The organism is Lentzea miocenica (assembly GCF_033949945.1).
Taxonomy (GTDB): domain Bacteria; phylum Actinomycetota; class Actinomycetes; order Mycobacteriales; family Pseudonocardiaceae; genus Lentzea; species Lentzea miocenica.
In genome coordinates, this window is sequence record NZ_JAXAVW010000036.1 from 109,033 (window position 1) to 119,880 (window position 10,848).

The window sequence follows — 10,848 nt, forward strand, 5'->3', positions numbered from 1 at the left end:
CGGCCACGAGGAGAGGGGATCCGGGGATGATCACGAAGGAGCAGGGGGCGCGGTCGGTGCGCAGGGCGGCCGGGCCGACCGTCGCGCTGGCGTTCACCGTCGGTGCGCTGATCACGGGGACGACGGGCGCGCAGGCGGCTCCGGCCGCCCAGGCCGTGGCGTGCACCAACGTCGGCAAGGTGGCGAACACGGTGGACGCGTTCACCCTTTTCGACGGCACCGGACGCTCTGGTGCCTGCATCACGTTCTGGAAGTACGGCAACTGCTCGGCGTCCACCAGCGACATCAACGGGCAGTTCAACCTCGCCGCCTGGGGCTGGGACAACCGTGCGGGCTCCGTGACGACCGCCCACCAGTGCGACGTCAGGCTCTTCGACGCGGCCGACTGCCCCGGCGGCGGCCTGCGCTCCACGTGGATCGACCGGAGCGAGGACCTGCGGCTCGGCGGCGTGAACTGGCAGAACAGGGCCACCTGCGTCCAGATCAGCTGACCGGGAGGCTGCTCCGGCGATCCCCGCCGGAGCAGCCCGCCCGCGTCAGGCCTTGAGGTAGCGGCCCCACCACTCCAGCACCGCGTCAAAGCGCTGCCTGCGGTGCCGCGGCTGCCCCGACCTGGTCAGCTCGTGGCCTTCGCCCGGGAAGATCAGCATCTCCGCCTCGACCCCGCGCCGCTTCAGCGCCACGAACATGCGCTGGGCCTGTTCGAGCGGACAGCGCCAGTCCTGTTCGGAGTGGACGACGGCGAACGGCAGGTTGATCTTCTCGACGTAGGTCAGCGGCGACATCACGCGCTGAGCCTCCGGGTCGGTGCCGCAGTAGGCGTCGGTGAAGAAGTAGCCGATGTCGGACGAGCCGGAGAACGAGTCCCAGGCGTTCACGGCGCGCTCGCTCCAGGCGGCCTTGAAGCGTTCGCCGTGGTGCGCGGACAGCCAGGACGTCATGAAGCCGCCGTAGGAGCCGCCCATCACGCCGACGCGCTCGGGATCGCAGTCAGGCCGTGCCAGCGCCACGTCCAAAAGGGACAGCACGTCGTCCACGTCCACGGTGCCGAACTTGCCGATCACCGCTTGGCCGTGGGCCTGGCCGTAGCCCGCCGAGCCGCGCGGGTTCGGCAGCACGACGGCGTATCCGGCGGTGGCGTAGACCTGGGCCTCGTCGAAGAAACCCCAGCTGTGGTACATGAACGGACCGCCGTGCACGGCCATGACGACCGGGTGCGGGCCGTCGCCCTCCGGCAGCACCAGCCAGCCGTGCACCGGGTAGCCGTCGGAGGCCGAACCGGAAAGTTCGACGACTCGGCAGGCCGGCACCGACGAGAACGACGTGCGCACACCGGTTCCGACGAACTCGACCTGACCGGGGCTGTCCGGAGTGGACACGACAGCGACCACAGTGGACCCGTCCGAAGCGAACGAGCGAACCGCGGCCGAGGATCCGGCGAGGACCTCACCGGGCCCACCGTCGAACGGAATCCGCTGGAGTTCCAGCGCACCGCGGTTGCGCACGACGAGCAGAACACCCGAGGCATCGGCCACGGGCTGACCCGAAAGCCGTTCCACGTCAACGGTTTCGACATCGGTGAGCCGAACCGGATCCGAGGACCCGTCCAGCGACCACCGCCACAGGCCGTGGTTGCGCGCCACCACGTCGATCCCGGTGAACTCGGTGCCCAGCCAGTACAGCGAGGACCCGGCCACGAACGGCATCGAGACCTCACCGGCACCGCGCACGAGCAGCGACACGTCACCACCGGCAGCAGGCACGGTGTACAGGTCGGAGTGCAGGGTCTCGACGACGCCGAGATCGCGCTGCGCCACGAACACCAGCGTCGAGTCGTCGATCCAGGCCGGGTCGGAGACGTCGAACGAACCGTCGGTCACCTCGGAGACCGAACCGTCCAGGTCGACGACGTGCAGGCGCGTGCGGCGGTCGGCGAGGAAGCCGACGTCGTCGACGCGGTAGTCCAGGCGCGTGATGCGGCGCGGCGCCTCGGACTCGGGGCCGTCGTCGGTCGTGCCGTAGCGGCCGGCTTCGGGGACACGGGCCACGAACGCCAGGCGGGACGAGTCCGGCGACCACACCGGGGCACCGGCGCCCAGCGGCAGATCGGTCAGCCGGCGGGGCTCGCCGCCGTCCACGGGAACGACGTAGAGCTGCGGTTTGGACTTACCGGAAACGCGCAGGAACGCGACCAGGCGACCATCCGGAGAAATGCGCTGCGCATTGTCTCGATCACCGTGTGTCCACGGCGTTGTCGTGCCATCGGGGAACACCCGGTGCAGACCGCCCCGGTAGGTGTTCTTGTCGAGGTCGGGCGTCGTGATGCTGACCAGCACCAGGTCTCCGGACACGGCGACGGTGCCGGGCGTGGTGAGCAGCTGCAGGTCTTCGGGGCGCACGACCTGGACGCTAACAGAGCTTGTTAGCAACGCTCATAACTGTTTGTTGACGGATCACAGAAATTGACTCGGCCCTTAGATTTCCGCGTATGACGCGCATCGTGTTCTCTGGGGGCAGGGTCTTCACCGGCCGGGCGGCGGAGCCCGGCGACGTGGTGGTCGAGGGCGACCGCATCGTCGACGTGGGCACCGGACTCGACGGCGACACCGTGGTCGACGCGACCGGCCACACCGTCCTGCCGGGGCTGTTCGACTGCCACGTGCATTTCATGTTCAGCGGCGCCGACCTGGTGCGGTCGCTGAACACGCCGTTCTCGCTGCCGTTCTACGAGGCGATCGGGAACATGAAGGCGACGCTCGAGTGCGGCATCACCACCGTCCGCGACGCGCTCGGCGCCGACCTCGGTGTCGCGGAAGCCGTGCGGCGCGGGCTGATCCAGGGGCCGCGCATGCAGATCGCGGTCAACATGGTGTCGCAGACCGGCGGCCACAACGACGACTGGATGCAGTGCGGCGCACACGTCTCGCCGCCGCTGCACCCCGGCCTGCCCGACACCGTGGCCGACGGTCCCGAGGAACTGCGCAAGGTCATCCGCACGCTCGTCCGGCACGGCGCCGACATCATCAAGATCGCTTCCAGCGGCGGCGTGATGTCACCGCGCAGCAACCCCCGGCACGCGCACTTCCGCGACGAGGAGATCGCGATGATCGTGCAGGAGGCGAACGCCGCTGGCATCGCGGTCATGTCTCACGCGATGAGCGGCGACGGCATCCTCACGGCCGTGCGCAACGGCGTGCGCTCCATCGAGCACGGTGTGTTCCTCACCGACGAAGGCGTCGAAGAGATGATCAAGAACGGCACCTGGCTCGTGCCGACGCTGATGGCGCCACGCATGGTGCTCGACCAGGCCGCGGCCGGCATGGCGATCTCGGACGTCATCCTCGACAAGGCGAACGCCGTTGTGGCGCAACACTTCCAGGCGTTCCAGAAGGCACACCAGGCGGGCGTGAAGATCGCGATGGGCACGGACTCCGGCGTCGGCCCGCACGGCGACAACCTGAACGAGCTCTCGCTGATGGTCGAGTACGGCATGTCGCCCGCCGAGGCGATCTACGCGACCACCACGTCCGCCGCCGAGCTGATGCGCCTCGGAAACGAACTCGGCGAGCTCGCCCCTGGCAAGCTCGCCGATCTCGTTCTCGTGGAGGGTGACGCCGAGCAGCACGTGAAGGCCGGAACGCTGAAGCAGGCCATCCGCGCCGTCTACCAGAACGGCGTCTCCGTGTTGTAGCTAGTGGTTGGCGCCGACGTGCTTCGCGGCCTCCGGGTCGCGCTTCACCTTGAGGAGGCTGGCGATCGTCGTGATCGCCAGCACGCCGATGATCACCGACAGCGAGACCTCGATGCCGATCGTCGGCACGTGGAACGGTTCGCCGCCGTTGAGGAACGGCAGGTTGTTGGTGTGCAACGCCTCCAGGATCAGCTTCACGCCGATGAAGCCGAGGATCACCGACAGGCCGATCGAGAGGTAGACCAGCTTCGCGAGCAGGCCACCGAGCAGGAAGTACAGCTGGCGCAGGCCCATCAGCGCGAACGCGTTGGCCGTGAACACCAGGAACGGCTCCTTGGTGAGGCCGAAGATCGCGGGGATCGAGTCGAGCGCGAAGAGCAGGTCGGTGGAGCCGATCGCGACCATCACGATGAACATCGGGGTCACGTAGCGCTTGCCGTCGATCTTGATGAACGACTTGGCGTCGTGGAAGTCGTTGGTCACCGGGAAAACCTTGCGCACCATGCGCAGCATCAGGTTCTCCTTGTACTCCTCTTCCTCGTCGTGGTTCTCCCGCGCCAGCTGCCAGCCGGTGTAGATGAGGAACCCGCCGAAGATGAAGAACACCCAGCTGAACTGGCTGATGAGCGCCGCGCCGGCCGCGATGAAGATGCCGCGCATGACGAGCGCGAGCAGGATGCCGATCAGCAGCACCTTGTGCTGGTGGATCGAGGGCACCTTGAACGTCGTCATGATGATCAAGAAGATGAACAGGTTGTCGACGCTCAGCGAGTACTCGGTGATGTACCCGGCGAAGAACTCGGTGGCGTACTGACCACCGGAGAAGTACCAGATCCCGAGGCCGAAGACGGCGGCCATCGCCACGTAGAAGATCACCCAGCGGGCGGCTTCACCGATCGTCACCTCATGGGGTTTTCGATCGACGATGACGAGGTCCACAGCCAGCAGAACGAGCAGACCACCGATCGTCGCGATCCACATCCATGCGGGGACGTTCACAACCCAACCTCCGGGATTCTTAGCGCAGGCCAAATAAACCCGGAGGTCTCCTCCGCCGCCGAGATCACTCTCGAACGACCGACGGCACCGGGAGCTCCACGCCGAGCTCCGTATTGACGACACCGCCGCTTAGGGAGTACTCCCCTCCATGCAGCGTCAATATTGTGCTCCACGAAGTGCGGTTAGCGCCACACAGGGTGAGCAGACCCACGCAACCAGGTGGAACGGGAATACGCAGCGTGTCGTTCGGAACGGAACCTGCCGGCTACCTGAAGCCCTGCTGAAGATCCACTCATGCTGAGAGCGGCGCCGGATCCCGACAGGTCGTTCTCAGCAAAACTCGCATATCGTCAGCGACGTGTCCCGCCTATCCCGCCTTCGCGGCAGGTGGACGATCCCCGCATTGATCGTGGTCCTCGCCCTCGTCGCAGGTGGCGTGTACTTCACTCGATCCGGAGACGACCCCGTAGCCGTTTCCTTCAAAGAAGCGAACATCGACGCACCTGAGAGCCCTGACAGCGCTCAGACGGTGACGATCGAGACACGCCTCTACCTCCCCCAGCAGACGCCCGCGCCCGCGATCATGCTCGCGCACGGCTTCGGCGGCAGTCTCCGCAGCGTGCACGCCCAGGCCGAGGAGTTCGCCCGGCGCGGTTTCGTCGTGCTGACCTGGTCCGCGCGCGGTTTCGGCCGCAGCACCGGGCAGATCGCGCTGAACTCCCTCGACCGCGAGGTCCGCGACGCCCAGAAGCTCGTCGACTTCCTCGGCACACGTGACGAGGTGCAGAAGGACAGCGGCGGCGACCCCCGCGTGGGCGTGACAGGCGCGTCGTACGGCGGTGCGTTGTCACTGCTGCTCGCGGGCGTCGACAAGCGAGTCGACACCCTCGTGCCGGTCATCACCTACAACGACCTCGCTCAGTCGCTGCTGCCGAACTCGGCGCTGGCGACACCGCGTGCGGACGCCACGCCGTCCGCCACCGCGTTCGGCGAGGACGGCGTCTTCAAGCGTTCGTGGGCGGGCATCTTCTTCTCCGCGGGCATGACGTCGATCGACCTCTCGTCGCCCACGGGTGAGGCGCCCGAGCAGGGCCAGCGCGAGTCGTCGAACCAGCAGGCCACCGTGCCGCAGCAGCCGACCGGCAACTCGGGCGCGCAGGGTCTCCAGCCGCCCACGCCGTCGCTGGGCGCGTGCGGCCGCTTCACGCCCGAGGTGTGCACGGCCTACACCGAGGTCGCCACGACCGGCAGCGCCTCGCAGCAGACGCTCGAACTGCTGCGCAAGTCGTCCCCCGTCGCGGTGACCGACCAGATCAAGCAGCCGACGATGCTGGTGCAGGGCGAGCAGGACACCCTGTTCGGTCTCGACCAGTCCGACGCCACCGCGCGCCAGATCGCCGCGGCGGGCGGCGAGGTGAAGATGGTCTGGTACGCGGGCGGCCACGACGGCGGCAACCCCGGCACCGCGCTGCGCGGCGAGATCGCCGACTGGATGGACTTCCACCTGCGCGGCAAGGGCACCGACCCCGGCACCGGCTTCGAGTACACGGTGCAGGGCGCGTTCCGCTCCTCCGGCCAGCCGTCGTTGCGCACGGTCGTCGCGCCGTCGTACCCCGGTCTCGCCCAGGGTTCCTCCACCGAGCGCAAGACGCTGAAGCTCAGCGGACGTGAGCAGGTCGTGGTGAACCCGGCGGGCGGCAACCCGGCGTCGATCAGCAACCTGCCGGGCCTGGGTTCGGCGCTCTCGCGGTCGTCGGCGATCTCGTCCCGGCTGTCGCTCGACATGCCGGGCCAGGCCGCCGTGTTCACCTCGGACGCCCTGGACTCGCAGGTCCTGCTGACCGGGTCGTCGACGGTCAAGCTGCGCGTGGCGCGCGGTGACCAGACCTCCGGCGAGGCGATCCTGTTCGCGAAGCTCTACGACGTCGCCGCGGACGGCACCCGCACGCTCCCCGGCTCGATCGTCGCACCGTTGCGGGTGGCGCTGCCGCCGGACGGTTCCGCCGCCGAGGTGACCGTCACGCTGCCCGGCACCGTCCGCCCGATCGAGAGCGAGCACAAGCTGGCTCTCGTGGTGTCGACGACGGACCAGGCGTTCGCGAACGCCGAGCAGCCCGCCGCGTACCGCATCTCGCTGGCCTCAGACGAGATCTCGGTGCCCGTCGTGCCCGGCCGCAACGTCTCCGAGGGCTTCCCGACGGGAGCCCTGTGGGGAATCGTGATCGCGCTGCTGGTGCTGATCGGCGCGGGCATCATCGCGATGTTCCGCCGCCGCATGGCGCAGGACTCGGACCCCGGCCTCGCCGGTGTGCCGCTGGTGATCTCGAACCTCACGAAGGCCTACCCCGGCGGCGTGACCGCGGTGAAGGACCTGTCGTTCCGCGTGGAGCACGGCATGGTCCTCGGTCTGCTCGGCCCCAACGGCGCCGGCAAGACCACGACGCTGCGCATGGTGATGGGCCTGATTCACCCGTCAGAAGGCCACATCCGGGTCTTCGGCCACAAGGTCACGCCGGGCGCTCCGGTGTTGTCGCGCATCGGTTCGTTCGTCGAGGGCTCCGGCTTCCTGCCGCACCTCTCCGGCGCCGCGAACCTGCGCCTGTACTGGGCAGCGACGGGCCGGCCGGTGCAGGAGGCGCACGTCGAGGAGGCGCTGGAGATCGCTGGCCTCGGCAAGGCGGTGCACCGCCGCGTGCGCACGTACAGCCAGGGCATGCGCCAGCGGCTGGCGATCGCCCAGGCGATGCTCGGCCTCCCGGACCTGCTGATCCTGGACGAGCCCGCCAACGGGCTCGACCCGCCCCAGATCCACCAGATGCGCGAGGTCCTGCGCCGCTACGCCGCGGCGGGCCGCACGGTCGTCGTCTCGTCGCACCTGCTGGCCGAGGTGGAGCAGACCTGTTCGCACGTGGTCGTGATGCACAAGGGCCAGCTCGTCGCGGCCGGCGAGGTGGCCGACATCGCGGCGGGAGGCGGCGAGGCGACGTTCCGCGTCGACTCCCCCTCGAAGGCAGCCGATGTCCTGCGGGGCCTCGAAGGCGTGCACGACGTGCACGAGGACGAGGACGCCGTGCACGCGTCGATGAACGGCGTCCCGCGCTCCGCCGCACTGACCGCTCTCGTGGCGGCCGGCGTGGCAGTGGATCAGGCGGGCCCGCGACGCAGGCTGGAAGACGCGTTCTTGGAGCTGGTCGGTGAATGACTTCCTGATGGCAGCGGCGTCCGCCACGGCGGACGCCCCGAACCCCGCCGCCGTCGAGGTGCTGGCCGAGGCCGGCCTCGACGTGACGGACGAGATCGCGGCGACGCCCGCGTTCGCGCCCGTGCGGACCGCGAACCCGAACCGCACGAAGGCACCGACCCGGCAGGAGGTGGACCGATGAACGAGAACGGCGTCCACACCGATCCCGGCGCGCTCAACGACCTCACCGACGCGGCCGCCCAGCAGCACACCGAGGTGGCGCCGGACGGCTCGTCGGTCGGTTACAAGGCGCGCCGCACGCTCCGCATCCACGTGGAGCTGCAACGGCAGATCCGCCGCCGCCGGACCCAGCTCGTGCTGGGCTTCCTGGTGCTGCTGCCGTTCATCCTCGCGCTGAGCTTCGAGATCGGGCAGTCCGACCCGAACCGCCGCTCCGGCGGTTTCGTGGACCTCGCGACCGCCAGCGGCATCAACTTCGTGGTGCTCACGCTGTTCGTGAGCAGCAGCTTCCTGCTGCCGATGATCGTGGCGCTGTTCTTCGGCGACACGATCGCGTCCGAAGCGTCGTGGTCGAGCCTCAAGTACCTGCTCGCCGCACCGATCCCGAGGCACCGCCTGCTGCGCCAGAAAGCCATCAGCAGCGGCCTGCTCAGCGTCTTCGCCCTGGCCCTGCTCCCCGCGGTGGCACTGGGCGTCGGCGTCGCCTGGTACGGCGCGGGCGAGGTGGTCAGCCCGACCGGCGAGGCCGCCCCGTTCGGCGACGGCGTGCTCGGCATGGCGCTCGCGGTCGTCTACATCTCGATCAACCTGTTCTGGGTAGCGGGTCTCGCGATGTTCCTGTCCGTGTCCACCGACGCACCGCTCGGCGCGGTCGGCGGCACGGTGCTCGTCTCGATCGTGTCGCAGATCCTCGACCAGATCGAGCCGCTCGGGGACCTGCGCAACTACCTGCCGACGCACTACGCGATGGCGTGGGCCGACCTGCTCTCGACCGACATCGACTGGTCGGAGATGACCCGCGGAACGTTCTCCGCACTCGTCTACGGCGGCATCTTCACGTTGCTCGCGGCACGTCAGTTCAAGACGAAGGACATCACGAGCTAGCTCACGCAGAACTCGTTGCCTTCCGGGTCGAGCATGACGACCCAGTGGCCCGTCTGGTCGTTGTGCTCACGCACCCGCGTGGCGCCCAACCCGACCAGGCGGTCCACTGCGTCGAGCCCCGTGCGGATGTCGAGGTGCATGCGGTTCTTGGCGGTCTTGCCCTCCGGCACGCGCTGGAAGAGGAACCGCGGCCCCTTGCCGTCCGGGTCGATCAGTGCCGCGTAGTCGTCAGCCGAGTCGAACGGGATGTTGTTCTTGATCGCGAACTCCTCCCAGGTGGCGAACCCGGGAGGCGGCGGCTGGTGCACGTAACCAAGCGCCTGCGCCCAGAAATCGGCCAGCTTCGGCGGGTTGCTCGCGTCGAACGAAACCTGGAATTCGGTAGCCATGGCGCCACCGTAGAACCCAATGCGGACAACCACTGTCCGGAGTAGCCTGCCGTCTCATGTCACGTCCTGTGCACTTCGAGATCCACGCCGCAGATCCCGAGCGAGCGCGGAACTTCTACTCCTCCGTCTTCGGCTGGAAGATCGAACAGTGGGGCGACATCCCCTACTGGACCATCGCCACCGGCGACGACGACCAACCAGGCGTCAACGGCGGCCTGCTCCCCCGCCGAGGCCCGGCCCCCGCCCCCGACGCACCCGTGCACGGCTACGTCATGACGATCAGCGTGATCGACATCGACGCGACGATCGCCGCCATCGAGGTCAACGGCGGCACGGTGGCGCTACCCAAGGACAAGATGCCCGGCGTGGGCCTGCTCGCCTACTACAAGGACACCGAAGGCAACATCTTCGGCATCCTGCAGCCCGACGAACGCGGCTAAGGCCGCTTCCGCTTGGGCAACCGCGCGACGACGGCCTCGTAGGAGCCGTCAACCAGCTCCAACAGGTCGTCGTCGGGCACCGACCCCTTGAGCGCAACGGTGTTCCAGCCATAACGCCCGACATACCCGCTGACCGTGACGTCCTCCGGAAAGCGCTCTCGCCACGGCGCGGCAGCCTCGGCATCAACACCACACTTGAGCCCAACGGTGTGCACGTCCAGCCCGATGAACGCAAAGGCCTTGCCGCCCACCTTGCACACCAACTCGGCCTCGCCCCACGGATACGTCTCTTCCGCGCCAGGCTTCCCAGCGCAGTAAGCGATCAGCTCATCCAGTGTCACAACAGGATTATCGCGCGCCGAAGACCGCAACGAAACGAGTGAGCAGCCGCGCGAACGCCACCCGCTCCTCCTCACTCCAGTCCGCCATGGCGGCAGCACAAGCAGCCTGCCGAGCCCGATGCAGCTCAGCCGACGTAGCCCGCCCCCGCGGCGTCCGCACGAGCAACACCCGCCGCCCATCAGCCTTGTCCGCAACCCGCGACACCAGCCCAGAATCAACAGCGCTGGTGACAAGTTTGCTGGCACGAGGCTGATCCACGTGCAAGGCCAAAGCCACACTGGACACCGTCGCCTGCGTGCCGGTCCGCTCAGCCGTCTCAACAACATCGAGCACGTCAAACGCCGGTACGGCCAACTCAGCAAGCGCCCGACGTGACTGACTGCGCCGCATAGCGATCAGAGCCTGCTCCACCGCGGCGAGGTGGGAGTCCACGTTCACCGTGAGATCATGGCCGCATTGCGCCGTGACGAAAGCTGTCAGCCGACATCTCACCCCAGAGGGCGATTTCTGGGTTTCGAAACGCTCTCAACACATCCACAGTGGACACCGAAGCCAATGGCGAGCCCGCGATGCCGAAGGCGAGCGCCCAAGCGAAGGCGAAGCCGAGCACACAGGTAGTGGTGGTGGGCTCCCCCGTCTAGCGCTCCTCAGCTCTTGCTGCGAGCAGGGAGGGATGTCAAG

The 10,848-nt window shown here is 68.2% G+C and carries 11 protein-coding genes; 6 read left to right on the plus strand and 5 right to left on the minus strand.

Annotation, left to right across the window (positions count from 1 at the left end):
- The first annotated feature begins 26 nt into the window (after nt 1-26).
- Nucleotides 27-491 (plus strand): hypothetical protein, encoded by a 465-nt coding sequence (locus tag SK803_RS35985; protein ID WP_319970653.1) that lies wholly within the window; start codon nt 27-29, stop codon nt 489-491.
- 45 nt (nt 492-536) lie between these two features.
- Here the strand turns inward: SK803_RS35985 and SK803_RS35990 are convergent, their stop codons facing one another.
- Nucleotides 537-2,399 carry a S9 family peptidase gene (locus tag SK803_RS35990; RefSeq protein WP_319970654.1) on the minus strand — a complete coding sequence of 621 codons (1,863 nt, stop codon included), beginning with the start codon at nt 2,397-2,399 and terminating at the stop codon, nt 537-539.
- A gap of 89 nt (nt 2,400-2,488) precedes the next feature.
- On the opposite strand from SK803_RS35990, the gene SK803_RS35995 reads away from it, so the two are divergent.
- Complete coding sequence (locus SK803_RS35995) at nt 2,489-3,691, plus strand: metal-dependent hydrolase family protein (RefSeq protein ID WP_319970655.1); 1,203 nt, start codon at nt 2,489-2,491, stop codon at nt 3,689-3,691.
- Here the strand turns inward: SK803_RS35995 and SK803_RS36000 are convergent, their stop codons facing one another.
- Complete coding sequence (locus tag SK803_RS36000) at nt 3,692-4,690, minus strand: TerC family protein (protein WP_319970656.1); 999 nt, start codon at nt 4,688-4,690, stop codon at nt 3,692-3,694.
- 529 nt (nt 4,691-5,219) lie between these two features.
- Between SK803_RS36000 and SK803_RS36005 the strand changes: the two genes are divergently transcribed.
- Genes SK803_RS36005 through SK803_RS36015 form a run of 3 tightly spaced genes read left to right on the plus strand, consistent with a single transcriptional unit; the run spans nt 5,220 to nt 8,996 of the window.
- Nucleotides 5,220-7,892, plus strand: coding sequence for an alpha/beta fold hydrolase (locus SK803_RS36005; protein WP_406601632.1), 2,673 nt, complete (start codon nt 5,220-5,222; stop codon nt 7,890-7,892).
- Nucleotides 7,885-8,073 carry a hypothetical protein gene (locus SK803_RS36010; protein WP_319970658.1) on the plus strand — a complete coding sequence of 63 codons (189 nt, stop codon included), beginning with the start codon at nt 7,885-7,887 and terminating at the stop codon, nt 8,071-8,073. The genes SK803_RS36005 and SK803_RS36010 overlap by 8 nt, the downstream gene beginning before the upstream one ends.
- The gene (locus tag SK803_RS36015; protein WP_319970659.1) at nt 8,070-8,996 is read left to right on the plus strand and encodes an ABC transporter permease; all 927 of its coding nucleotides are present in this window, start codon (nt 8,070-8,072) and stop codon (nt 8,994-8,996) included. Before SK803_RS36010 ends, SK803_RS36015 begins: the two co-directional genes overlap by 4 nt.
- Here SK803_RS36015 and SK803_RS36020 read toward each other — a convergent pair.
- Nucleotides 8,993-9,385, minus strand: a complete 393-nt coding sequence (locus SK803_RS36020; RefSeq protein ID WP_319970660.1) for a VOC family protein — start codon at nt 9,383-9,385, stop codon at nt 8,993-8,995. The two genes, SK803_RS36015 and SK803_RS36020, sit on opposite strands and share 4 nt — an antisense overlap.
- A gap of 56 nt (nt 9,386-9,441) precedes the next feature.
- On the opposite strand from SK803_RS36020, the gene SK803_RS36025 reads away from it, so the two are divergent.
- Nucleotides 9,442-9,825 carry a VOC family protein gene (locus SK803_RS36025; protein ID WP_319970661.1) on the plus strand — a complete coding sequence of 128 codons (384 nt, stop codon included), beginning with the start codon at nt 9,442-9,444 and terminating at the stop codon, nt 9,823-9,825.
- Here the strand turns inward: SK803_RS36025 and SK803_RS36030 are convergent.
- Nucleotides 9,822-10,166, minus strand: coding sequence for an MmcQ/YjbR family DNA-binding protein (locus SK803_RS36030; RefSeq protein ID WP_319970662.1), 345 nt, complete (start codon nt 10,164-10,166; stop codon nt 9,822-9,824). The genes SK803_RS36025 and SK803_RS36030 overlap by 4 nt on opposite strands.
- A gap of 7 nt (nt 10,167-10,173) precedes the next feature.
- A complete protein-coding gene (locus SK803_RS36035) occupies nt 10,174-10,605 on the minus strand; it encodes a MarR family winged helix-turn-helix transcriptional regulator (protein ID WP_319970663.1) in 432 nt (143 codons plus the stop codon).
- Nucleotides 10,606-10,848: the final 243 nt, after the last annotated feature.

Bases quoted from the DNA above. Each gene is read 5' to 3' on its own strand.
- SK803_RS35985 (WP_319970653.1), top strand. From the start codon at position 27: ATGATCACGAAGGAGCAGGGGGCGCGGTCGGTGCGCAGGGCGGCCGGG.
- SK803_RS35995 (WP_319970655.1), top strand. From the start codon at position 2,489: ATGACGCGCATCGTGTTCTCTGGGGGCAGGGTCTTCACCGGCCGGGCG.
- SK803_RS36015 (WP_319970659.1), top strand. From the start codon at position 8,070: ATGAACGAGAACGGCGTCCACACCGATCCCGGCGCGCTCAACGACCTC.
- SK803_RS36020 (WP_319970660.1), bottom strand. From the start codon at position 9,385: ATGGCTACCGAATTCCAGGTTTCGTTCGACGCGAGCAACCCGCCGAAG.
- SK803_RS36025 (WP_319970661.1), top strand. From the start codon at position 9,442: ATGTCACGTCCTGTGCACTTCGAGATCCACGCCGCAGATCCCGAGCGA.